We start from the raw sequence: 23,850 nt of genomic DNA, 5'->3' as shown, positions 1-23,850 counted from the left end.
TATTCAATTAACCCAGCGCGCCCAAAATCAGCAGTCGACGCTTGGCGTTTCTTTCCAGTTGTTCGAGAATCTCAAACTCTAAAGAGCTCGCACCTGAAGCCTCGTTGGATTCCAGCCAAATTTGCAATTCAATCAGAAGTTCTGCCAATTTGGCATTGAGCGCTGTCAAGTCCGGAATCCTTATCGAAGGCGATTGCCAAGTACCGGCGTCTTCCAACTGTTGACGCAGATCGTTACAGCTTACAACGCTGAGTGCTTTAAGAAAGAGTCCTTGCATACCTCGGTTGTCTTCGTAAACGATATCTGCAGCGTCATCGGCTTGCTGAGCCAGCAGATCGCAACACATACCTACCACACCTGCCCCGCTTCTGACATAGGTGTCTCCAACGGCGGGGACGACTTTGGTATGCAGGACTCGCTTTAAGTTCTTGAGTATGATCTCATTATCAATGCGCACCGCGAGCCTCTCTTTGTGTGAGCAGTTTTTTTGCTAGAATATGTTCATGGGTGGTAAAGGGGGCCAGGCCGGCTACCAACATGATAGGATCATTGTTGTTCCCCAGCTGAAATTCTTTGGCAGCTGAGCCCCAGATCGCTAGACCCTTCACATGACTGAACATCTCCCACCAGGCCAGATCTGTGTGATCGATGGCGACACCGCTGCGAGATTGATAGATCCGTAGAGCCTCGTTGCGAGGTATCATACCTCCAACCCGATTCGGTTGTTTATACCCCCACATGGGGTCAATGGCCCAGGCGAGATCCTCTAACGGGTCACCGATATGCGCCATCTCCCAATCCAGCACTGCCGTGATTTCCCCTTCCTTCGTAGCCATCACGTTACCGGTTCGAAAATCACCATGCACCACTCGAACCTGCTCTGGTGGCCGTGGAGGATTGGCACGCAGCCAGCGTATCGCGGTTTGAGCAATGGGTTCAGGAGTCGGAAACTGGTTAATTACTGTTTCCCATTTCTTCAGTTCTACTTCCCAACACCGCTCTGGCGTTACTGGCTCCAATATCCGTGTTAAACCCAATTCCTCCGGATCGAAGGTGGCAAGCTTACCGAGGTAGTCAAAAAACTGTTCACCTACCTTCTCCCGAACGACGCCGTATGGGTCATCCGTCATAGGGTTGCTGGCCCGGCTTTTGGTAATTTCTGAAGTGACAATAAAAGGACGGCCCAGCCAGTGACTGTCGTTTTCCAGATAGAGCGCCTCGGGAACGGGTATGCCTTTTCCATGAATGGCTTCGAAGGCCCTGAATTCAGTTTCACCTTCGGTGTCAATTAGACCTGACTCGGCTTCGCGGCGCAGAATCATGCCCCGCTGTTGTTCTACCCCATTGGCAGACCAAGATACTTTCAGGCGGTAGGTTTGCCGGCTCGCTCCACCGAAGATTTGTCCGGTCAGGGTTACCTCAATGTTCTTCGCATCGGGCATTCTGTGCTGGAGGTATTGTGCAAATTGTTGTTCAAGTGTGCTCACAATATATATCCCTGCGTGATTAGACTGTCAGTACAGGCCTTTCAAGCCCGTCGGGGCGTGAGGTCCAAGGATCGCCTGCTCCAAAACGCCACTCCCTGTTTTAGTAGCTCCATCGGGTAAGCTCATTCTGACTTGAGCAAACTGCTGAACATGGAGGTAAAACGGCGGTTTGGACGTTGATATCTGGTCAACTTCCAGGCGGTCATATCCCACCGCCAACTCGCCTTTGTTCATACCATGACCCCATTCGGGGTGAAGATACCCTAAACCTGACATGTAGAATTTCTGCTTTAGATCGAACTCTATTGCGATGTTCTGACCTGCGCTGTCCTTCATGACCGCTTTGGCGTGGCGTAAATGTCGCAAGCCGGGTTCGAATTCCAGATCCCACGACAGTTCGTTCATCTTGCAAGCCTCACTCTCGCCAAGCCCACCGATGACCGCCGCCCAGTTCCAGGATTCGCCCGAGCTGTCCTGGCTGTCCGATAGCAACACCCAGCTATCATCAAAATTCAGCGGCGCCCAAAGCCAGAAGCTTTGAGGATCAACGTGCGGCGGCACTTTTTGAGGATCAGGCATGCCCACGATGTAACGTACCCCCCAAGAACGGTCCCTGGTGCCACGAACCGTCATCCCTTGTAATTCGTACCGAGTCCCTTGCACCTCGATCCAGCCTTCGTAATCACCGTTTTGGGTCAGCCTCGTGTAGTCGTAAAGCGTTCTGGGCCCTTGCCGTTTGGTAAAACGGGGTTCCTCTTCAACCGGGACTCTGCCCGTGAACGTCAAATCGGCGCTTATACCGTGTTCGTTTTCATCAACCACAATTCGCAGCTTCTGAAGTGGTTCCAGCACTTCCACACCCAAAGGACCAATGCAAGTATGCATCCGTTCCATATTGAGATGCCGCGACACTCGAAGATTGTGCTGGACTCCGTCAATCAATACGCTGAAGGCGCCGTCCATGATATTTAAGTTCGGGTAAACTCCCAACGCACAGGCAAAAAAGATGCTGCCATCGCGGCTGTAACCGTTAAACCAGTAGCGGTCATAGAAGTTTCTGTCTGTACCCGCGTAGGCAATAGGGTCCGCCGTCTGATGCACGGGATAGTCATCGTATTTGGTCAGCATCGTGCTCTCCGCTTCTTGTCTGGCGTTACGCGAGTTTGGTAGTGCCCAAAGTGCGGGCGTGATCGGTCAGAAAACGCTGTGTCGGATGAGCGCTGCCCACCATAATGTCGCGCAAGTAGCGCTGCATCGGGTTAGAGCGATAAGCAACAGATGGACTCATGACGTTATACAGAGTCAGGACAGCCTCCTGTATCTGCTCACCTGTTCGCGAGATCTCAACAAACTGAGTCATGGTTGAAGGGGGCACTTCGAGATCGTTAAAGAGGAAGCGCTCTGCTTCAAGATAACACCACTCCAGCTTGGCCCTGGTATTGTTCACTATGGCCTGAGCATTCGCCACCGCGGCTTGAACAAAGGGGTCTTCACTCAAGAGATCTTTGCTGCCAGTACGTTTTTTACCTTTGATCTGCTCACCAAATACATCGATCGCCCCTTGGCCAAAACCGATCAAAGAGGCTGAAATGATTCCCATGGCCAACAACGGGAATGGGTAACGGTACACTTTGCTGCGTGCGTCAAATGTATTGCGAAACAGCGGCGTTACCAAATGATCAGGGACGAACGCATTCTCCAGTTTGATATTATTCGAACCCGTACCCTGCAACCCGAATACATCCCAGTCGTTAAGGCTACTCCAGCCAGACCGAGGTGCAATAAAGGCCATTTGCTCCATCTCTCCAAATTCGTTTTCGGTCATGGCTCCCACAATGGCCCACTGGGCATGCGCACAACCGCTGGAGGTCGGCCAGGTGCCGTTGAGCAAGTAGCCGCCTTCAGTTGGCGTGGCCTTACCCGCTGGCGCGTAAGAGGAGGACAACAGGATATTGTTGTCTTCACCCCAAACAGTGTCACCGGCTTCGTCACTCATGATACCAACGATGTATTGGTGTGATCCCAACACCATCATTACCCAGGCCGCGCTGCCACTGCCGCGCGCCAACTCCATCAGTACGCGTACAAAGGTGAGCGGGCTGTACTCATATCCACCCCATTTTCTAGGCTGTACGATCTTGAAAAAGCCCGCATCGCGAAACGTTTGCACAATGTCTTCAGGCACTTCACCCGCAGCGTCAATCTCATCTGCTCGATTTCTTAACATTGGTAGTAGTTCTGTGGCGCGTTGGATCAATTCTTCTTCGCTGGGAATGTAGTCGGAAGGGTTGGACATAGCCGTTCTCCTGGAAAAATAGGGATCTTTTGGATTGTGTGGCGACTTCTTGCCCAGTTTAGGGTGGCCCAATTTAATTTGTCAACTGTATATTTATTTAAGAAAGTTAGTCCAACCGATCCTTCAATGCTTCATCATGAGGCGTATTTGGCTTAAAATTCAGCTATCTTATGCTGGAAAGAAATATGACTCACTCAACTAAACCCCGCCGACGTGGGCGCCCAAAAAGTGATGACCGATCCGTCAGTACTCGCGAAGAGATACTGGATGGGGCTCTGGCAGCCTTTGCTGAACTGGGCTACGACGGCATGTCGATGCGAGTGCTGGCGGCGCGTATAGGCATCAGCCATGGGCTGATACCGGCCCGCTTTGGTACTAAGGAGGCGCTCTGGAGGGCCGCGGTGGATCAGGGCATGGAGCGCTTGGCCGACAATATTGGTGACTTGAGCGATGTAGACACGGCGGCAGAGAAGCTTCGTATCGCGTCCTCGCATTTGCTGCTTTCATTGTGGGAATTTCCGGCGATTCTGCAACTTATTAACAGCGAAGGTTCACGGGATTCAGAGCGGCTGGATTATATCCTTGCCACGCCAGCTCATGAAAACATGCGCACTCGTTTGCAAGAGATTATTGACGAAGGCGTGGCGGCAGGTGAATTTCGCCCCGTCTCCGCTTCGCTCGTCTTTTTGATGATCGCTCACGGTGGTGGTGCGGCGCTTTGTCTGAAACCCCTTTCCACTAAAATCGATTTGCTTTCAACAGCGAATGACGAACAACACCATGAAATAGTCGCCAGCGTGGCAGATGTCGTCGTCCGCGGAATCAGCCATCAATCTCATTGATAGCTGACTTACAGAATATCAATTTCCCCCCAGCCTCACGGGCAGTACTCTAGTGTGATGAGCTGACACACGTCAGCGTCTGCAACACGGCTTTACGGAGTACCCCCCTGACATGACACACCAAGCTTTCATATACGATGCGGTGCGAACCCCTCGCAGTAAAGGGAAAAAAGATGGTTCACTGCACGAGGTCAAGCCTGTCGATCTCGGTGCAGGGCTGCTGACCGCCCTGCAAAAACGACACGATCTGGACACACGCTACGTTGATGATGTGATCATGGGCTGCACGACACCTGTTGCTGAACAGGGTGGTGTGATCACCAAGATGATTGTCCAGAACGCCGGCTGGGATGAGTCAGTACCGGGTCTGCAGTTAGATCGGTTTTGTGCGTCGGGGCTGGAAGCGGTTAACAGCGCCGCTCAGAAAGTGGCCTCTGGCTGGGAAGACTTGATCGTGGCCGGCGGTGTCGAGTGTATGTCGCGTGTGCCCATGGGCAGTAGTGGTGGGCCCATGACGGGCGATCCAGCCTTGCAATTCAAAAGTGGGTTTGCACCGCAAGGTATCGGCGCCGATACCATTGCGACCCTGGAAGGTTGGTCACGCGAAGATATGGATGCACTGGCCCTGGAATCACAACGTCGTGCTGCCCATGCTCGCGACAGCGGGTATTTTGCGGAATCCGTGATCCCTGTCAAAGATGTCAATGGCATCACCATTCTGGCGCAGGATGACTTCATCAAACCCCACACCACGGCCGAAGACCTGGCCGATCTGAGGCCTTCATTCGAACAGATGGGCACTCAGCTGGGCTTCGATGAAGTGGTAATGCGCAAGTACAACACCCTGGATCGCATCAACCATGTGCACACGCCAGGCAATTCTTCTGGCATCGTTGATGGCGCCAGTGCAGTGCTGATCGGCAGCGAAAAAGCAGGAAAAGACCTGGGTTTGGCACCCCGAGGTCGAATTCTGGCCACCGCGGTTCTGGCTACCGACCCGGTTATTATGCTGGTTGGCCCCGGCCCCGCCGCTAAACGTTGCCTGGATAAAGCCGGACTGAAGAAGTCTGATATTGATTTGTGGGAGATCAACGAGGCCTTTGCGGCCGTAGTGGCTAGATATATGAAGGATCTGGACATTAGTCACGACGTCACCAACGTGTGCGGTGGCGCCATGGCACTGGGTCACCCATTGGGCGCTACCGGCGGTATGTTGGTCAGCACCATGCTCGATGAGCTGGAACGGCGCCAGTTGAAGCGCGCGATGCTGTCACTCTGTGTAGGCGGCGGCATGGGAATTTCAACGATTATTGAGAGAGTATAAAATGAGTGTATTCAACTACCAAAAGGACGTCGATGGCATTGTGGTCATTACTATGGATATGACTGGCCCGGTCAATGCCATGAACGACGAGTATCGCGACGCGATGGCCGGCGTCGTAGAACGGCTGGAAAGCGAAGAAAACCTGACGGGTGTCGTTTTCGCATCCGCCAAGAAGACCTTCTTTGCTGGAGGCGACCTCAATAGTTTATTAGAGGCTCAGCCTGGGCAGGAACAAGCCTTTTTCCAAACCACGGAAAGTGTGAAATCACAACTGCGCCGCTTGGAAAAGCTGCCCGTACCCGTAGTGGCTGCGATCAATGGTGCAGCCTTGGGTGGTGGGTATGAAATCTGCCTGGCGTGTAATCACCGGATTGCCTATAACCACAATTCGGTTCAACTGGGTCTTCCTGAAGTCAGCCTGGGGCTGTTACCTGGTGGTGGTGGCATTGTCCGTTTGGTCAATCTTCTGGGCCTTGAGGTGGCATTGCCATATCTGCTTGAAGGCAAAAAAGTGAACGCTGAAGCGGCACTGAAAGCTGGCTTGATTCATCAACTCGTTGACGATTTACAAGACCTGCTTCCGCAAGCAAAGCACCACATATTGCGAAACAAGAATAACCAGTTGGCCGCTATACAACCCTGGGATATCAAAGGCTTCAAAATTCCCGGTGGCAATGCTAATCATCCTAAAGTTGCACAGCTTATCAGTGTCGCACCAGCTGGTGTAACCAGTAAAACTCGTGGCCTGCTGCCCGCCCCGGAAGCCATTTTGGACTGCGCAGTCGAAGCCACACGTGTGGACCCGGATACGGCGCTTCGCATCGAAAGTCGCGCGATGACAAGACTGGTTATGACGCCCGAAGCCAAGAACATGATCACCAGCTTCTTCTTTCAGATGAATCAGGTGAATGGCGGCAGCAGTCGACCAAAGGACATTCCCCCGAGCCAGGTAAGGAAATTGGGTATTCTGGGGGCTGGCATGATGGGCCAGGGCATCGCCTATTGCGCTGCCATGGCAGGGATCGAGGTGGTACTCAAGGATATATCGCTGGACGCTGCCGAGAAAGGCAAGGCGTATTCGGACAAGCTGTTATCAAAGCGGGTACGTCGCGGCCGTTTGGACGACGCTCGCAAAAATAAAATCCTCGAGTTGATTACTCCCAGCGCCAATGACGAAGACCTTCGAGGCTGTGACCTGATTATTGAGGCCGTGTTTGAAGTCATGAACCTCAAACACAAAATCACTAAACAAACCGAGCCGTTCCTGGCCGACAAGGGTATCTGGGGAACCAATACGTCGAGCCTGCCGATCACTCAACTGGCAGAGGTTAGTCAACGGCCTGAAAATTTCATTGGCATCCATTTCTTTTCCCCGGTCGATAAAATGCCTCTGATCGAACTGATCTGTGGCAAAGAAACAAGCGATGAAACCTTGGCCCGCGCTTTTGATTTTGCCCGCCAGATTGGCAAAACTCCTATAGTGGTCAATGACTCTCTACAGTTCTACACCTCTCGCGTGTTCTCCACTTCGGTTGATGAGGGCATCCGCATGCTTGAAGAAGGGCTGCACCCGACGCGAATCGATAATCTTGGTAAAGCCACTGGCTTCCCCGTTGGTCCCATAACCATGTCTGACGAAATCAGCCATCAGTTAACCTACAAGATGCTGTGCGACTGGAAGGAAATCGGAGTGTTTGGTAAATGGGGAGAGCAGGACCAACTCTTTGATGTAATGGCAACCATGGTCGACAAATTTGATCGAAAGGGGCGTCACCACGGGGGTGGCTTTTACGACTATAACGAGGACGGATCCAAGTCTTTGTCACAGGAGGTGCTGGAAACCTGGTACAAGCCCGAGGTAGACATTCCCGAACAGGATATCAAGGATCGTCTGCTGTTTCGTCCGGTCATTGAGAGCCTGAAGTGTCTGGAGTCCAGCGTTCTGAGATCTGTCGCGGACGGAAATATTGGCTCTTTATTGGGTATCGGTGCTCCAACCTGGACAGGCGGGTATCTACAGTTTGTTAACACTTACGGTCTGCAACGTTTTATTGATCGATGTTCCGAACTGCAAGCTCGATACGGCGAGCGTTTTAGGGCCCCGCTGATCGTATCTGCTACGCTGGCCGAAGGTCGAGAGTTCAACTGACCGAGCCGTACAGCAGGTCACAAGGAAAGGCGCTGCTATCATTTATCATGGCGGCGTCCTTTCCCAGCTTATGGTGATCCAGAGGGTAACTTTTTAAAAATTATGTAAGAAAATTTCACTTGGGTATATCAGTAAGATTGATAGTTCGATTCTGTAATACCCACTAGTTCAAGTTGAGTGTACATAGTATCGTAGTCTTACTATCGAGGGACTGTTACTATGGCGAAAGGCAAATCCAAGAACAACAGAACTATCAATTTCGACGTCCGTAACTTGGACGCTTTAACCACACAATTAAGGGCGAAAATCGGACCTAACCCTCTTCTGCCGCCCGCTGGCAGTATTTTATTCGACACCTTCAAGGATTGGGCATCTGGATTGGCTGGCAATCCCAGGTTGGTTCGGGATCTTCTGAAAGAGGCGGCAGTTGGCTCCTTTGATAATCTTCAACATCTCTTGAATCTAGATCACCACCCCAGTGACCCCAGGTTTTCCCACCCTGCATACAAGGAGAATTTGCTCTTCAGATGTCTTGCTAACCAATATTGGCTAACTCGGGAGGTGATCCAGAAATCCGTTGATGGGTCTCTCAGCAATGAAAAGTCAGCGAGAGCAAAGACGCTTGCCAATTTGATTGCAGAAGGAATGTCACCAACCAACTTCTTTTGGACCAATCCAGCCGCACAGATTCGTGCACTAGAAACCGGAGGGGCATCTCTAATAACAGGGCTTCGTCAATTTGTCGATGATGTAGTCAATAATGGCGCCATGCCTTCAATGGCCAAGAGCGATGCCTACAATGTTGGAAAAAATCTGGCAATTACAGAAGGTTCAGTCGTATACCGTAGCCCTGTCTTCGAAATCATTGAATACGCTCCACAGACTGAAGAAGTCTACGAGCGGCCGCTCTTGATAGGACCTTCGACAGTAAATAAGTACTACGCGCTAGATCTCGCGCCAGGGAAGAGTCTGGTGGAATGGATTGTTCAGAGCGGTTTTCGTGTTTATATGATCAGCTGGCGTAATCCTCAATCTGAACACAGGGATTGGAACCTGGAGACATATGTTTCATCTCTGAATGAAGCTTGCCAGGTGGTATCCGAAATCTCTGGCTTTCCTGATCTGAATCTTGCCGTAATGTGCGGATCAGGGGTTACTGCAGCGCTGATGTTAGCCTATCATGCGAAGAAGAAAGTTCGGTTAGTTCATGCTGTCACTTTTCTTGTTGCGGGAATCGATAGTAGCTATCCATCGCAATTTGCCGCGTTGTTGGATGAGAAATCGGTCGAAAGGGCGATTGAGCAAACTACTGAAAATGGTGTTCTTAGTGGACGTTCTCTAATGCGCTCTTTTTCAATGATGCGATCTCACGAGTTGATCTGGAACATGGGAGTTAACAATTACTTGCTTGGAAAAGAGCCGCCGGGCACCGAAGTTCTTGCTTGGAACATGGATGTCACAAATATGCCGGCTGGGCTCCATTCAGATCTACTAAAGAGTATGCTGTACCAATCTTTCACTAAGGGGGCAACCGTTAAGATCTTGAACGATACTGTCAGCTTTGAAGAAATCAATATAGACAGTTATACCGTAGGCGCGATGGCCGACGATACTGTCCCTTGGCAAAGCACCTACTACAGCATGCGTTTATTTCGAGGGAAAAAGCGCTTTGCTCTTGTTTCAGGCGGGCATGTTCAATGTATGGTTAACTCTTTAGGTCATCCGAAAGCATTTTACCGAATCAATGAAGGCTTTGACCCAAACGGACCAATCGAGGATTGGCTGAAGGAATCCGTTTTGATAAACGAAAGTTGGTGGCAAGATTGGCAGAATTGGTTGCTTGATCGCGCAGGAGATAAGATCCCCGCCTCACACAGCGCGGGCTCGAGGAAATATCCCCCAATATTGCCAGCTCCAGGAATATACGTAATGGAGAAAGGATAATGAACCAATCGGAAATGGTTAGCGTTTTTGGACATGAACTCTATGCTTCGCTTAGCGGGGATGGTCGTCCTTTACTGCTAATTAATGGGTTAGGCGGAAACCTTGAAAACTGGGAACCGTTGCGAGATGCACTGGATTGTAGAACACTGGCATTCGACGCCCCTGGTGCAGGGAGATCACCAAGCCCACGACTTCCTGTGCCTATACCTCGTATTGCACGCTTAGCCGTAGGACTGCTCGACGAACTTGGAATCGAAGGCGAGGTGGACGTGCTAGGTGTCTCTATGGGTGGGATCGTAGCGCAGCAAGTTGCAATTGCCTATCCGGAAAGAGTCCGAAAACTGGTGTTGGCGTCTACCACCTGGGGATTTGGTGGAATTCCAGGAGACCCGCGCGCATTTGCGACCTTAATGTCCCCACTAAGGTTCATCGTCCCAGGTTTGTTTAAGCACTCGACGTCAAAGATGGTAGGAGGCCGCACATCGCGGGATACTGAGCTTGCCGAACGTTATCGTGCCAGTCGTGTCAGGCCCCCATTCGGTGGATTCTTAAAGCAACTCTCTGTTGGAACCGCGTGGTCTACGTTATTTAGAGCTCATCAAATTGTGGCGCCGACTCTTGTTATCTCTGGAGACGATGATCCTCTAATTCCTCCGATCAATTCAAAGATTCTGTCGAAGGTCATTCCCAACGCAAAACTGGAAATTATCGAGGGAGCGGGCCATCTGGCAGTTGTCGACGAGATGCATCTGGTTGGACCCATGCTCGCGAAGTTTTTGGATCACTAATAAACTTGATTTGTTCTCAATATAATCAGTCTCCAAGGAAGGTCGAAGGTTATATTGAGAATAGTGACTCTTTTGAAGACAAAGTATGTGCCATGAGCGAGTGAATTCTCGATACGCTCATGGCCGCAAAATATCGTCAGGTCTGTGGCTTATGTCCCCAGTCGCTAAACTGCTGGTAGGTTTCTGCCTGCCAGTTCTCATCGTCGATAACGATCTCACCGCTGAGAATCTCGATGTCAAACCCTGATGGAGTCTTCATATAGAAGGAAATCGACTTTGCATTGGGGTGATGACCCATATCTGCAGTGACTTCAATGCCAGCCGCTTTTGCACGATCAAGTGCGTAACCCACATCGTCAAGAGACTCGACTTCTACTGCCATGTGGAAGAGAGTTTTGGGAGAGGGCATGGCAGCCGTCGCCAGGGAATGAAAACGACCGTTGGGCACGTGAGTAAATACGACGGTCACTTCGGGGCTTGGGCTGATGTAGCCTGAGAGTTTCAGACCCATTCTATTGATGTAAAAATCCTTAGAGAGCTCCAAATCCGGACCCACCGGTACGAAGTGACCCAGACCGAAATCTCCTGTAACAAATTTGCTGTGAATTTTGTTAGAGGAGAAGGGGTCGGTAGACGGTGCCATTTTGGGGCCGCAGAAAAATTCTTGCTGAACGCCATTGGGATCCTGGCAGTAGTAGATAGACTCAACTCGACGCTGATTAGCCAGCTGTGAGTCACCTTTGGTAACCTCAACGTCTCTCGCACGTAACTGCTCAACATAAGCCTCCAGTTCTGCAGGGTCTGTCAGTAACCACCCTGCAGCGATAATGTCGTCACGATCGTCTTTCTGCAAAAGAATGCGTTGTTCAAAGTTGTCCATTCGCAAGGCGACATGGTTTTCGTCTTCGCGACCGATTTGAAATCCGACGATTTCAGTGGCGAAGTGTTTCCAGGCGTGAAGGTCACTGACACCTAACACCAGGTATCCTAAATTTCTTAATGTTGCCATTGTTGGACTCCTCTTTTGAGACTACTAACTTACGGGAATTTTGGTCTGGAACATAATCAAGAAGTCAGACCGCTGGTATCGGTAACACCGATAACCATTGATGTAAAAAAGGTGGGCCGGATCTCCGGCCCCAATACCTTCCTGTAGGGAAGTGCGGAGAGTTGATGATTGCATCTGTGGCTACTGACTAAATCAACTTGCTATTTCGACCCTGCCAATACTGATCTCGGATCAGGCGTTTGTAGAGCTTTCCAGTGTCGTGACGAGGTAATTCGCTGACAAAATCCACCTGTCGAGGCGCCTTAATGTGAGACAGATGTTGTCGGCCGTAGTTGACGAGTTCTTCGCTCAGTCTCTCGCCAGCTGTATGACCTGCTTCGAGTTGAATAACGGCCACAACTCGTTCGCCCATATCCTCATCGGGTGCTCCAATGACAGCCACATCAGCGACTTTGGGGTGGGCGATGAAGAGATCTTCGATTTCCTGGGGATAGACATTGACGCCACCTGAGATGATCATGAAACTCTTTCGATCGGTTAGATAGAGATAGCCCTCTTCGTCGACCCGTCCTACGTCACCAAGGGTTGACCACCCATGTTGGTTGTGTGCTTCTGCCGTTTTTTGGGCATCATTGTGATAATGAAATTGCGGGCCGTCCTCGAAATAAATCAAGCCCTCTTCGCCGGGAGCAACCGGTTCACCTTCGTCGTTGCAGATATGGAGCTTCCCCACAACTGGGCGGCCCACTGAGCCGGGGTGAGAGAGCCACTGCTCTGAGTTGATGTAACAAAGTCCGTTACCCTCGGTGCCAGCATAAAACTCATGAATGATGGGGCCCCACCAATCGATCATCTGTCGTTTGGTGGTGGCGGCACAAGGAGCACCAGCGTGCACAACCGCTTCCAACGAGTTGAGTTCATAGTTCTGCTTGGTGGCCGACTCCAGCTTTAACAGCCGCTGAAAATGGGTTGGCACGAATTGTGCACTTTGAACTTTATAGCGTTCAATGAGCTGTAGAACCTGTTCATCGCGGAACTTCTCCATGACCACGACGGTGCCACCGAGTCGATGAATGCCCATACACCAACGAAGAGGTGAGGAGTGGTACAGTGGCGCTGGTGACAGATAGACGCAGCCTGGTTTGAGTTTAAGCACCTGCGTCATGACCTGATGCAAAGGTGTAACGGCGTCGATGCCGGCCTCAGGCAAGGCGGGTTTAATGCCCTTGGGTCTGCCGGTGGTGCCGGATGAATAAAGCATGTCGCTGCCGGCGGATTCATCGGTAATAGGTCGTGCCAGGAACTCTTCCAGACTGGCCTCGTAGTTCTGGTATGGATCAATGGCACCATCTAGCATATACAGATGGACGTGGGACAGGCGTTCGGCCAGCGGTGCGGCAATGTCCGTCATGGCGGCAGACGTGATCAACAGCTTCGCCTCTGAGTCCTCGATGATATAGGCGGCCTCATCGGCGTTCAGCTTCGAAGAGATGCCCACAAAGTACAGTCCGCTTCTTTGCGCGGCCCAACAGGCTTCGAAATAGCGAGGATGGTTTTCCAACAAAATCGCAATGACATCACCGCGAACCAAACCCTGTGCACGGAACAGTTGAGCGAGCTGGTTAGAGCGATCATCCAGTTGGCGATAGGTCAAGGTTTCGCCACTGTCCGCCATAATAACAGCGGCTGTATCGGGTGTTGATGCCGCGTATTGACTTGGGTGCATAATTCCGTCCTGTAGTTGTCCGATTATTTGGGAATGTAAATGGCCTTTTGTTGCATAAACCCAAGCAGTCCAGCCATGCCATTCTCAACGCCGATACCCGATTGTTTGTGCCCGCCAAACGGTGTGGAAGCAGGGAGATAGAGATTTTCGTTAATCCAAACGGTGCCAGTATCCATGCGTTTAGCAAGGGTCACGGCTTTCTGCGTGTCTTGTGCCCAGATCGCACCGGCAAGGCCGTATTTGCTGCTGTTAACCTGCTGAATAAGATCGTCCTCATTGTCGAACTTAATTAGCGGCAAAATTGGACCAAACGCTTCTTCAGTGACAACGCGACTGTCGTGCGGTGGATTGTCAACGAGGGTGGCAGGAATAAAGTAACCTTCCTGATTTTCTGGTTGGTAGCCGGTCAATAGCGTGAGTCCCTCTTTCTGGGCGTGTTCTAGTAACGCTGAGACGCTACGGTATTGACGTTGATTTTGAATGGGTCCCAATACCGTATCGGGCTCGCTACCATCTCCCATTTTGGATGCCTTGGCAATTTGATGGAGTGCATCACGCAAGGGCTCATAGATGTCAGCGTGGATGTATAATCGTTTGGTGGCAACACAGATCTGCGCACTGTTAAAGAAAGCGCCAAAAAAAATCTGCGGAGCAACCTTTTCTATGTCGACGTCCGGCAGGACAATGGCAGCGTCATTGCCGCCCAACTCCAATGTCATCCGTCTCAGGCTGTCGGCGCCGGCGGCCATGACCTGTTTGCCTGTTTCGGTGGAACCAGTATAGGAAATTTTGTCGAAGCCCGAGTGAGAGGTTAGAAAACTGCCAAGGCCGTTACCACTGATGACGTTAAAAACACCTGCAGGGAAAACATCGCGCAGCAGTTCGCCGATTCTCAACAATGTCAGCGACGTTGTGGGAGACGGGCGTAGTACGAGAGTGTTGCCGGCTACTAATGCTGGGCAAATTTTCATGGCACTCAACGTGATGGGGAAGTTCCAGGCGGGGATTGCGCAAACCACGCCCAGGGGTTCGTAGTGGACTTCCACCCGGCGCACATCCGAGTCTTCGGTGACCAGTACTTCCGGGGTCATGGCTGCAAAGTCATCAAAGTACTGAATGGCGGCCTGCAACTCCATCATACAGCCTTGCAGTGGTCTTCCATGTTCTAAAAGGAGGATCTGTGCAAGCTCTTCAATATTTGCTTCCAGGATTCTGGCGGCTTGTTTGACCAACGACTGACGTTCTTCGATGGTGGTCGTCTTCCATTGTGAGAAAGCCGATCTAGCGCAGGCGATGGCCTCATCAACCTGTGTTTTGGATGCTTGCGGCGCGTTGGTGCAGACTTCACCGGTGGCAGGGTTGATCACGTCCATGGTTTCGGCGCCAGCCAATGCAGCTCCGTTTACTGTCATGCTGAATGTTCTGTTGAGATCCACACGAATTCTCCTGAATTGGGTTTAAATACGAGCGTTACAGCGCCATGCCACCATCGAGAGCGACAATGGTACCGGTCTGATAGCTGCCAGAGACCAAGGCAATAAGTGCGCGGGCGATATCGTCGGGATGCCCAATTCGCCCGACAGGAATCTGCTGGGAAACCGAGTCGAGGGTAGAGGGGTCCTCGGTGATCCACGCGGACATTTTGCTGGGGAAGAGACCCGGCGCTAGCGCATTGACCAAGATATGGTCGCTCGCCAGTCTCTTGGCCAGAACTTTGGTCATGTGGTGTAATGCCGCCTTACTGGGGCCATAGGCAAAAGAGTCCGGTGTGGTGTGAACGATCCCTCCGATAGAGCCCGTATTGATAATGTGAGAGGGACGCCCGGCGGTCGCATTGGCTTTGAGTTGTGGCAACAGTGCCTGGGCCAATAGAAAAGGCGTCTTGACGTTAAGTGCCATAATGTCGTCGAAATGGCTGCCGGGGTAAGTGCCCAATGGCGAATGGGCTGTCATACCGGCGTTGTTGATGAGAATCGACAGTTTTTCGGTTCTGGAGATTAATTTGGTGACGAGTATGTCCAATCCCTCTTCACTAGAAAGATCAGCACTGATGAACTCGGCGGTTGGTGAGGTGCGGATGGTGTCATTGAGTTCGCTGATTTTTTGTTGGCAGTTTTCGGGATTTCGACCGACCAAAATCACTCTAGCACCTGCCAACATCAGGCTCCGCGCCATCATCAATCCAATGCCACTGGTACCACCGGTAATCAGTGCGGTGCGCCCTTCAAGGGAAAACAGCGAGTTAAGACAGGTTTTCATATTTTCACTCTCCAAAATGAATCAGTCAGGCGCAGATCACATTGATAACGGCTTGCCGTTTTTCGCTTTCCACAGCGTGAAGGCCACGTTTGAGCGCAGGCACTAGTTGGTCACGATGGGTGACTACTTCACCGTAGCCACCGGAGGCTTCTGCATATTTTTCAAACGCAGGAGAAGGACCAATATCCGCCATGTCGATGCGGGAACACTGGGCAAGGTGTCCGTCCGGATACACTTGCTTTGCTGTGAAGTCCACAGCGTTCCAATAGGCGTTATTGCAGATCAGCGTCAGTACGGGAGCCTCATATTTCTGGCTGGCCTGATGGCAGGCGGTGGGGTTGGTAAAGGTGTAGCTGCCGTCACCAATGGCGACGATGCTGGTTTTTTCCGGGGCCTGGATTTTGGCGCCAACTGCGGCTGGCAGTGACCAGCCCAGTCCGCCACTGGCCGGCATCATAAAGTAAGAGCCGGGCACTGATAGATCCAGTGCGGCGGGTTGCGCGAAATATTCATTGAACAGCAGGCAGTCATCGTGCAGAATTTCGGCAAGTGCCTCACTCAAGAACATATAGTCCATAGGCCCTTGATTCGAACGTGAATCTGCAAAGATTTGTGACCACTGGTTTTTAGAAGCGGCCGATAGGGATTCCAGCCGTTCTCGCCGTTTTGAATCAACGGCCTGATCTCGGCTTTCCAGCTCCCTTAGCAGGGCACGCAGCAATGGCAGACTGGAGCTGGCAATTGAGAGGTCACTGCGGTGCGAGCGCATGGCGTAGGTGCTGAAGTTGGGATCGACGCCGCACTGTGCAATAAACACGTCCTCATTGGGGACCATCACTTGTGGCAACCAGGGCACGTCGGACTCCAGAAAACAAAGTACATCGGCCTGTTCGAATACAGGATGAACTTTAAAACCCAGATGGTAGGGGTGGTTATGTGGCAGGTTCATATAGCGAGCCAGCTCTTCCACATACCCAATTGCAAAACGCTCACAGATCTCCGCCAGTAATTCAACGGCAGCGGGATCGGCGCCGACAGCAAGTGAAGAAATAACCGGTAATTCTGCTGCCATCAGTTTGTCGGCCAGCAGGCTGATGGCCGTTGGATCTGGATAGGTTACTGATGGAACGGTTGCCACGCGAGAGTTTGTTGGAAAAAGTGGCTGAGGCATATCTTCCGCCAGCACTTCACGAGGCAATGTCAGATAGACAGGGCCTGTTGGCTCTGTTTGGGCCAGGGTAAAAGCACGATGCATCACATCGTTGACTTGCAAGGGGTCTCTCAGCTCATAGTCCCATTTGACGGCTTCACGAACCAATGCGTGTTGGTCCATCATCTCCTGCCCCCAATTGGTCCGGTTGTCTCGGGCGCCGAGCTTGCCTCCCTCCAGGTAGGGTGTACGACCAGCAGCGATAAAGAGCGGAATACGTTCTACGCCGGCATTAATGATGCCACAGGCTGCGTTGGCGGTGCCGACGTTGACGTGAAACATAGCCGCTTGCATCTGGCGGCTGGCAAGGTAAGCGCCGTGGGCCATACCGATGACCAGGTTCTCGTGGGTGCCGAGAATTGGACGAGGGTATTGTTTGACATCCTGCCCACTGGCCTCAATGCGGGCATAGGCTTCTACCAAGGGCGCAAAATCCGTTCCAACATTCATAAACAGGTAATCAATACCTGATGACTTTAGGTAGAGCAGATACGCTTCTGCCACGGATTGATCGGAAAACTCATCAGCCATGAACACGTCTCTCCAGCAAGATTAGAGCAGGTATAGTGTCATCGACTTGACGGACGCCCTAATCAATATTCCATATGTCTGCTATCGGAGAGGCGGAAGAAGCCGCTGGCGGGAGTGGGGACTTTGCGACTATTCTTAATTGGTGTGATAATCCGACCATACAAGTAAACGACATAAACTCGATTATGGTTAATCCAGTAAAGAATTTGCGAGCATTGGATCTTAATCTACTGCCGGTGCTGCGTTCCCTGATTCAAACCAAAAGTGTGTCCAGAACGGCCGAGGTTCTGCACATGAGTCAGTCGGCGGTCAGTGAAGCCCTCAAACGTATTCGCCTGCAATTTGAGGACGAAATACTGGTTCGTGCCGGTCGCAGTATGGTGTTGACGCACTTTGCCGGAACTCTGGAACCGAGACTTGCTCGTGCGTTGTCGGAAATCGAGAGCATGACTCAGCCGCAGGAGTTGGAGTTAGAAACGCTACGTCGCGAACTGGTGATTGCCACAGCGGACAATGTAGTGGCGACGCTGGGGTGTGGCTTGCTGGCGGATTTATCTGAACATGCCCCTAATGTACACGTTAAATTTCTGGACCTTCAAGATCTCGACATTAATGCGCTTAAACGGGGTGATTTGGATTTAGTGATACTGCCTGAAGGCTTTATTGACGAGCCAGAGCTGCACCACTTGGAACTGTTCCAAGAGGATTTCGTGGCTATTTCGCGAAAAGGACTGTTCAATGCAAATTTGTGTCTGACGGAACAAGATTTGCGTGCAGTGCAGCGAATTGGTTTTTGTGGTGATACGACTCTGGGATTACGGATCATCGGACCCACAGAGCCAGAAGACAAAGAGCAAATTATGATCCCACAACTGACACTTTTGCCCTATTTTGTTGAGCAATCCGAAGCTGTTGCTTTGGTTCAACGCCCTGTCGCTGAGCGATTCACTCGCTATTTTGCCATCGATATCCATGAAATCGATTTGGGGCTGCCTACGGTTAAGGTTTGCGCATACTGGGCAGAGGTTCATCATAACGACGAATTTCATCACTGGTTTCGAGATCGACTGGTCGATAATCTGGCCTGCGATATTCGCTATTGTGCCGAATGATCAAATAGGATGTTGCTGGAAGCGTTATGTCTATGCAAGAAAAGTTCTGCGGCCACTGCGCCACTCCACTCACCAGGGCGGTTCCAGCGGGAGATACGCACTCCAGGCTGATGTGTGACAGGTGTGGTCATATTGTTTATCAGAACCCCAAAATTCTAGTGGCCTGTCTTGCATTTTGGCAGGATCGCGTCGTTTGGATGAGGCGCGCCTGTGAGCCCCAGCGAGGTAGTTGGGCCATACCGGCGGGATTTATGGAGAGCGACGAAACACCGCAGCAAGCGGCTGCGCGGGAGCTAAGAGAGGAAACCGGCGGCGTTGTCGACCCCAATCAGCTCGAGCTGTTCTTACTGGGCTCACTGCCTGAGATCAGCGAAGTGTACCTGGCATTTCACGGGCCGTTACTTTCACCGCAACTTAACCGGGGCGAGGAATCTTTGGACGTTGCTCTTTTTTCCGCAGAGGAAGTTCCCTGGAAAGAGTTCGCCTATCCAGTGGTACAGCCATCTCTACAGCAGTTTTATATCGATCACCAAAGCCGACAATACGGTGTCTACCAAGCGACCTATGGAGCAGGGCAACATACCTTTTCCCGTATCGGTGGCTCAGAAGAGGGAACATAGACTCCGTCAGGGTCCCAAAGCATCAATCGGATCGATATTTACTATCTAGAATATTGCATGGACGTGAAAGCGCTCGTGAACAAGACTAGACGGTGAGACAAGTTGTGATTCGGGATTTTTGCCAATAACCGATCGCTCTAATAATGAGCCTGTTGTCTCCTTTCTGATATAAAAAACCGTCATAACCCACGAGGGAGAGATCATCATCATGAATGCGTTCGCATTAAAAGCCCTGCCCCTGACCTGCGCTATAGCTCTGGTTGGAACATCAACCCAGGCCATAGGGCAGTACACCCTGGAAGAAATTGTAGTCACCGCACAGAAGCGGACGCAAACTCTGCAGGAAGTCCCCGTTGCGGTATCCGTGGTTAGCGGCGATAACATGACCAAAAACAATTTGACGGACCTTAACGTGCTCGCCGCTAAGGTACCCACCGTCAAGATCGCACCAACGGCCGTCGGTGAACTGATCAATATTCGTGGTTTCGGCTCGGGCAATAACGTTGCTTTCGAGCAAGCCGTATCCACCTTCGTGGATGGCAGCTACCGCAGCCGTGCAATCAGTCGTCGCTTGGCCATGTTTGACCTGGAGCGTGTGGAGGTGCTCAAAGGTCCACAATTGACCTATTTCGGCGCCAATGCCACCGCTGGAGCGTTCAGTCTAACCACGCGAAAGTCCAATCCCGGTGACGATAGTCAAGCAAACGTGAATCTGTACTACGAACCTGAATATGGCGACTACAATATTGACGTTGGCGCTTCTCTTGCTGTCACCGAGCAACTCTCCGTTCGACTGGCGGGTCGTTTGTTTGGCAGTGATGGCTATTCTGAGAATCAAACCAGCGGCCAGGAGGGCCCAAGTAATGACGATCATTCGGTCAGAGCGTCCTTCGCTTGGGAGCCCACGGACAGCTATCGCATGGACTTCCGCTGGGACAATGGTGAGTTGGATGTCAGCGAGGCGGTACCGTCAGAAATCGTCTCTTGCGCGTCACCAGAAGGCGGTCTCCCATCGTCACTACTGTGCCAGGGGTTTCTGGCATTGGGCGGTGAAGATCGCATCGACTACAACAGCTACGGCACCAGTGCTTTCTTCAAAGCTGAGTTCGACGAAATTGAATGGAGCAACCGTTGGGAGCTGGAGTCTGGAGGTGCCATCACCGCAGTGAGCAGCTTCTATACCCATGAGAGCGAACGCCTGGCGGACCCGATGCCAGTGAACCTGCCCAATAGCCTGGGATTAGAGGGCGGATTTTTGCCTGCGTATGTGGGTGAAGAATTTGACCAGTTCTCACAGGAAATTCGCTTTGAAACCAGCATTGGCGATCAGATTGATCTGATGGTGGGTGCCTACTACCTCAACAGCGATTTGGAGCTGGAAAACGGCGTGGCGTTTAATTTCGTGACCCCAGAATTATTGGGACCACTCGGTGCCCTGTGGATCCCTGGCTCGGGCTATGCGCTCAATACTGATCAGGAGCAAGAGCTGAAGTCCGTTTTTGCGGCGGTGGATATTCAGTTGTCGGATGCGGCGCTGTTGAGTTTGGGACTGCGTTATTCCGAAGTGGAGAAAGAGGCGTCGCGCATTAATATCCCTGTGGTGTGGTCTGACAACGTGCCAACACTCGATTCGGCGGTACCGCTAGAAGCTGTCTACGGAACTCTGCCGATTCCATATCCCGTGGTCATCCCTCTGCCGGGATTAGCCCCAATCACCAACGACGCTGAGCTCGCCGGTTTTATTCAAGGTGCAGTGATCGGCGGCAGCCCGGCGCAGTTTGCAGACACCACGCACAAAGACAGTGGCTTTATGCCATCGGTGAACTTTTCTTACGATATAACTCCGGATGTCATGGCTTACGCTAAGTTCTCCCGCGGTTTTAAATCGGGTGGCTTTGGGTTCTCAAACATACCGGAAACCTTCGACAAAGAAGAAGTGACAGCCTATGAGGTGGGCATGAAGGCCACGTTGCTGGACGGCGCCATGTTCGTTAGCCTGGCAGCTTTCAGCAACGAATACGACGATCTTCAGGAATCTGGTAATACTGTTTCTCCCACTGGCGCAGTAGTCACATTTGTGGATAACGTCGGCAAAGCCAAGTCCGAAGGGGTAGAAATGGCGGTCACGTGGAGAGCTTCCGAGCGAGTGACTCTTAGTGCCGATGTTGCCTGGCTGGACGCGATTTATGATGAGTGGGTGGATGCGCCTTGCGATGAGGTTAACAAAGCACTGGGTACCTGTGACGATAACGTTGCGCAGACCAATGATCTGTCGGGTGAGAATCGACCCTTTAGCCCCGAGTGGAGCGGTACCCTTAGCGTGAACTACGAAATGCCGTTGGGTGAGGGGTTATTGAGCATTGAGCCAAGTGTGGATTTCTCCAGCGGTTACGACACACTTGCAACTTTGGAGCCCATATCCTACCAGCCAGGTTATGAGAAGCTAAACCTGCGAATTGGCTACGAGTCTGCAGCTGGCGATTGGACCATAGCGTTGATCGGTAAAAACCTGAACGACGAAGTGACATCCGATTTTCGTCAGTTATTACCAACCTCTCCAGGTTCCGGCTCTTTGGTGCCAAATCCGCCGAAAACCATCGCCATTCAGTTTGGGATGAACTTTCAATAAGATCTCTGTCGATCTGTCAATACGAGAAACGCTGTTAATAAAGCAGCGTTTCTCTACCATTTTTCAAATTGGTTGGCTCAATTAGATTTAATTCTTTCTTCCTGGCTAGAAAAGCCGTTCACTTCATACGAATAGCTCCCCTGAAAGGTTTTGAGAGTTCGAAACCTTCAAATATACCTACTGCAAAGGCCTACGGTGATAGTGGCAAGACAGATCAGTGCTTTGGGGGGGGGATCCAATTCTCTGCTTCGCTCGCCGCAAAAAAGCCGGCTGAGAATCTTTGATTATGATCGGGTTTTCTGGAATATCTACTATCTGAATTTCTTAGAGTACTTGTACAAAGCATAAAAAATAAAAAAGAGGGAGACCTTCCGAGTTTTGTCTCGGATCTTTCTCAAATTTTTGATGTTACCGATGTGCTGGCCTCACAAAATGAAGACATAAATAATGATTTAGGCTAAAAGGTGGATGGACTTACTTTTTGGGAGTTAGGGCTCTTAAAGCTACTGCAGAAGGGATACTCCAACTAGAGGCCATCGGAAATTCTCTTTGTCTCTCGGGCTACTATTAAATGGCACCTGTTCATATTTATGAAAACTCGATGTAAGTAATAGGACAGAAGCGATTAACGTTGCTTGTGAAGCTGGTATTTGATTACCAAAGCGTATATCTCATAGTATGTACCATGTTGATGATGAAAGACGTGTTTGGTAATGATTCCATTTATCATGGAATATGCAAATAGATTAGTATTCTGACAGGGTTGGACGTTGGCCTGATCCAACCCCACAATTAATAAGGCTGTATGGCCGCATACTTGCGCATACCTGTCTTTGTGAGAAACGGCGGCTCTATGACATACAACGGACTTTCATTAACGAATAATTTCATGGAGTTTTCCGATGTAGGAAAGTCGGAAACGGGTAGCAAGCGGGAATTCAGCGGCGACTATTCGTAGCTTAGGGATGTCCGCTTCGAAAATTGAGTACAACGGAACCAGTGTTCTTACGCGTACGAAATAAGCCCGAAAGATCATCCCTGGATTACATCGGCTCATTAAGGCGAAGTGGTCGAATAGGGAGATGACACAAATGGCTTCGTGTATCGAATCACAGTCATGTATGGAGCCCGTGGCTGGCGGTCACCTGGAGTAAGAGTCTTTGTTGTGACTCGAAGGTGGGCGATCTGATAGTCTTGCCGAGGTATTTATCTGTAAGCTTTTTGGACTACTAACCTGCGTAGGTTTTTTTGAAGTGAGGATTCCATTTTTGAGATAGTATGCCTGTTCAGGTCCAGCCTCCGATGCCATTTCTTCTCAAATCTAGTTCATGCCCTTTGCGGTACGGCATCTGCCAGGTGAATATGTAACCTGCGTCAATGTAGCTTGGTTATTGTGTCATCTCTGACGGTTTTCAGAAAACAGTAGGGCTTGATTAGTATCAACTTTCTGGGCTTGTAGCCACCACAGCACACAAACCCGGTCCAGTGGCGAGCACCTATTGTAAAGCCCACCAGTGCCAGTACAACTGCGGTCAAAAACATCGGTGGTTTTACAGCGGGTCTTTTCACAAGGGTTGAATGATGGTTTTCTTAGGTTATAGAAATCTATCACTTTCGTGGATCGTAACGACAGAAAATTATCTGATAACTCTCCAATAACTGTCTCCAAAGTTGAAAGAATCCTTCTCGATTTTCGTCCCGGTGATCCCAACAAAGCCGTAGATGGAATACTGACTTTTATTACGAAAACCCATCCCGCGCCAATCCAAAACTTTCGAGTGATTTTTTCAATACGCAGAATGTGAATCAGCGATTCAGCACCGGCGGTCAACAATGCACTGGTAACCAAAGCCCCTGAGGCTGCCGACACGCTCCACACGCACAAGCCACTGTGTCAGTTCCCTGAACTGGCCAATGCCGGCGA

The 23,850-nt window shown here is 51.0% G+C and carries 18 protein-coding genes; 8 read left to right on the top strand and 10 right to left on the bottom strand.

From position 1 onward, the window contains the following. Window positions 1-7: 7 nt before the first annotated feature. From HBA55_RS13000 to HBA55_RS12985, 4 genes are read right to left on the bottom strand one after another with little or no spacing between them, the layout of a single operon-like run. Window positions 8-457: a hypothetical protein gene (locus HBA55_RS13000; protein WP_166991677.1), complete on the bottom strand. Its 450-nt coding sequence runs from the start codon at window positions 455-457 to the stop codon at window positions 8-10. Then, window positions 447-1,487, bottom strand: a complete 1,041-nt coding sequence (locus tag HBA55_RS12995) for a phosphotransferase (protein WP_166991673.1) — start codon at window positions 1,485-1,487, stop codon at window positions 447-449. Before HBA55_RS12995 ends, HBA55_RS13000 begins: the two co-directional genes overlap by 11 nt. A gap of 27 nt (window positions 1,488-1,514) precedes the next feature. Then, on the bottom strand, window positions 1,515-2,615 hold the full coding sequence (locus HBA55_RS12990; protein ID WP_166991669.1) for an Rv3169 family protein: 1,101 nt from the start codon (window positions 2,613-2,615) through the stop codon (window positions 1,515-1,517). A gap of 25 nt (window positions 2,616-2,640) precedes the next feature. Next, window positions 2,641-3,783 (bottom strand): acyl-CoA dehydrogenase family protein, encoded by a 1,143-nt coding sequence (locus HBA55_RS12985; protein WP_166991666.1) that lies wholly within the window; start codon window positions 3,781-3,783, stop codon window positions 2,641-2,643. A gap of 185 nt (window positions 3,784-3,968) precedes the next feature. Between HBA55_RS12985 and HBA55_RS12980 the strand changes: the two genes are divergently transcribed. From HBA55_RS12980 to HBA55_RS12960, 5 genes are all read left to right on the top strand, one after another. Further along, on the top strand, window positions 3,969-4,625 hold the full coding sequence (locus HBA55_RS12980) for a TetR/AcrR family transcriptional regulator (RefSeq protein WP_166991663.1): 657 nt from the start codon (window positions 3,969-3,971) through the stop codon (window positions 4,623-4,625). Window positions 4,626-4,737: 112 nt separating this feature from the next. Next, window positions 4,738-5,949 carry an acetyl-CoA C-acetyltransferase gene (locus tag HBA55_RS12975; RefSeq protein ID WP_166991660.1) on the top strand — a complete coding sequence of 404 codons (1,212 nt, stop codon included), beginning with the start codon at window positions 4,738-4,740 and terminating at the stop codon, window positions 5,947-5,949. A gap of 1 nt (window position 5,950) precedes the next feature. Then, window positions 5,951-8,098, top strand: coding sequence for a 3-hydroxyacyl-CoA dehydrogenase NAD-binding domain-containing protein (locus tag HBA55_RS12970; RefSeq protein WP_166991657.1), 2,148 nt, complete (start codon window positions 5,951-5,953; stop codon window positions 8,096-8,098). A 219-nt stretch (window positions 8,099-8,317) separates the two neighbouring features. Beyond that, complete coding sequence (locus HBA55_RS12965) at window positions 8,318-10,042, top strand: PHA/PHB synthase family protein (RefSeq protein WP_166991654.1); 1,725 nt, start codon at window positions 8,318-8,320, stop codon at window positions 10,040-10,042. Continuing rightward, window positions 10,042-10,830 carry an alpha/beta fold hydrolase gene (locus HBA55_RS12960; protein WP_166991651.1) on the top strand — a complete coding sequence of 263 codons (789 nt, stop codon included), beginning with the start codon at window positions 10,042-10,044 and terminating at the stop codon, window positions 10,828-10,830. Before HBA55_RS12965 ends, HBA55_RS12960 begins: the two co-directional genes overlap by 1 nt. A 136-nt stretch (window positions 10,831-10,966) precedes the next feature. Here the strand turns inward: HBA55_RS12960 and HBA55_RS12955 are convergent, their stop codons facing one another. From HBA55_RS12955 to HBA55_RS12935, 5 genes are all read right to left on the bottom strand, one after another. Continuing rightward, complete coding sequence (locus HBA55_RS12955; protein ID WP_166991648.1) at window positions 10,967-11,839, bottom strand: VOC family protein; 873 nt, start codon at window positions 11,837-11,839, stop codon at window positions 10,967-10,969. Window positions 11,840-12,026: 187 nt separating this feature from the next. Continuing rightward, a complete protein-coding gene (locus HBA55_RS12950) occupies window positions 12,027-13,565 on the bottom strand; it encodes an acyl-CoA synthetase (RefSeq protein ID WP_166991645.1) in 1,539 nt (512 codons plus the stop codon). Window positions 13,566-13,588: 23 nt separating this feature from the next. Continuing rightward, a complete protein-coding gene (locus tag HBA55_RS12945; protein WP_206019784.1) occupies window positions 13,589-15,001 on the bottom strand; it encodes an aldehyde dehydrogenase family protein in 1,413 nt (470 codons plus the stop codon). 34 nt (window positions 15,002-15,035) lie between these two features. Then, entirely contained in the window at window positions 15,036-15,824 is a 789-nt protein-coding gene (locus HBA55_RS12940) for an SDR family oxidoreductase (RefSeq protein ID WP_166991642.1), read from the bottom strand. A 25-nt stretch (window positions 15,825-15,849) separates the two neighbouring features. Further along, window positions 15,850-17,565: a thiamine pyrophosphate-requiring protein gene (locus HBA55_RS12935; RefSeq protein WP_166991638.1), complete on the bottom strand. Its 1,716-nt coding sequence runs from the start codon at window positions 17,563-17,565 to the stop codon at window positions 15,850-15,852. A 185-nt stretch (window positions 17,566-17,750) separates the two neighbouring features. On the opposite strand from HBA55_RS12935, the gene HBA55_RS12930 reads away from it, so the two are divergent. The 3 genes from HBA55_RS12930 to HBA55_RS12915 all read left to right on the top strand — a co-directional run bounded on the left by HBA55_RS12930 (window position 17,751) and on the right by HBA55_RS12915 (window position 21,926). Then, window positions 17,751-18,677, top strand: a complete 927-nt coding sequence (locus HBA55_RS12930) for a LysR family transcriptional regulator (protein WP_166991635.1) — start codon at window positions 17,751-17,753, stop codon at window positions 18,675-18,677. A 26-nt stretch (window positions 18,678-18,703) separates the two neighbouring features. Beyond that, window positions 18,704-19,297, top strand: a complete 594-nt coding sequence (locus tag HBA55_RS12920; RefSeq protein WP_338109407.1) for an NUDIX hydrolase — start codon at window positions 18,704-18,706, stop codon at window positions 19,295-19,297. A gap of 208 nt (window positions 19,298-19,505) precedes the next feature. Continuing rightward, window positions 19,506-21,926: a TonB-dependent receptor gene (locus HBA55_RS12915; protein ID WP_166991632.1), complete on the top strand. Its 2,421-nt coding sequence runs from the start codon at window positions 19,506-19,508 to the stop codon at window positions 21,924-21,926. 1,396 nt (window positions 21,927-23,322) lie between these two features. On the opposite strand, the gene HBA55_RS12910 is transcribed toward HBA55_RS12915, so the two are convergent. Then, window positions 23,323-23,796, bottom strand: a complete 474-nt coding sequence (locus tag HBA55_RS12910) for a hypothetical protein (RefSeq protein ID WP_166991629.1) — start codon at window positions 23,794-23,796, stop codon at window positions 23,323-23,325. Window positions 23,797-23,850 lie beyond the last annotated feature (54 nt).

Source organism: Pseudomaricurvus alkylphenolicus (assembly GCF_011683955.1).
In the GTDB taxonomy this organism is placed as follows: Bacteria; Pseudomonadota; Gammaproteobacteria; order Pseudomonadales; family Cellvibrionaceae; genus Pseudomaricurvus; species Pseudomaricurvus alkylphenolicus.
The sequence above is the reverse complement of the archived record's forward strand: the minus strand, read 5'-3'. Positions and strand labels throughout refer to the sequence as shown.

Bases quoted from the DNA above. Each gene is read 5' to 3' on its own strand.
- HBA55_RS12915 (WP_166991632.1), top strand. From the start codon at position 19,506: ATGAATGCGTTCGCATTAAAAGCCCTGCCCCTGACCTGCGCTATAGCT.
- HBA55_RS12985 (WP_166991666.1), bottom strand. From the start codon at position 3,783: ATGTCCAACCCTTCCGACTACATTCCCAGCGAAGAAGAATTGATCCAA.
- HBA55_RS12960 (WP_166991651.1), top strand. From the start codon at position 10,042: ATGAACCAATCGGAAATGGTTAGCGTTTTTGGACATGAACTCTATGCT.
- HBA55_RS12955 (WP_166991648.1), bottom strand. From the start codon at position 11,839: ATGGCAACATTAAGAAATTTAGGATACCTGGTGTTAGGTGTCAGTGAC.
- HBA55_RS12990 (WP_166991669.1), bottom strand. From the start codon at position 2,615: ATGCTGACCAAATACGATGACTATCCCGTGCATCAGACGGCGGACCCT.
- HBA55_RS12965 (WP_166991654.1), top strand. From the start codon at position 8,318: ATGGCGAAAGGCAAATCCAAGAACAACAGAACTATCAATTTCGACGTC.
- HBA55_RS12940 (WP_166991642.1), bottom strand. From the start codon at position 15,824: ATGAAAACCTGTCTTAACTCGCTGTTTTCCCTTGAAGGGCGCACCGCA.
- HBA55_RS12950 (WP_166991645.1), bottom strand. From the start codon at position 13,565: ATGCACCCAAGTCAATACGCGGCATCAACACCCGATACAGCCGCTGTT.
- HBA55_RS12970 (WP_166991657.1), top strand. From the start codon at position 5,951: ATGAGTGTATTCAACTACCAAAAGGACGTCGATGGCATTGTGGTCATT.
- HBA55_RS12920 (WP_338109407.1), top strand. From the start codon at position 18,704: ATGTCTATGCAAGAAAAGTTCTGCGGCCACTGCGCCACTCCACTCACC.
- HBA55_RS12930 (WP_166991635.1), top strand. From the start codon at position 17,751: ATGGTTAATCCAGTAAAGAATTTGCGAGCATTGGATCTTAATCTACTG.
- HBA55_RS12980 (WP_166991663.1), top strand. From the start codon at position 3,969: ATGACTCACTCAACTAAACCCCGCCGACGTGGGCGCCCAAAAAGTGAT.
- HBA55_RS12935 (WP_166991638.1), bottom strand. From the start codon at position 17,565: ATGGCTGATGAGTTTTCCGATCAATCCGTGGCAGAAGCGTATCTGCTC.
- HBA55_RS12975 (WP_166991660.1), top strand. From the start codon at position 4,738: ATGACACACCAAGCTTTCATATACGATGCGGTGCGAACCCCTCGCAGT.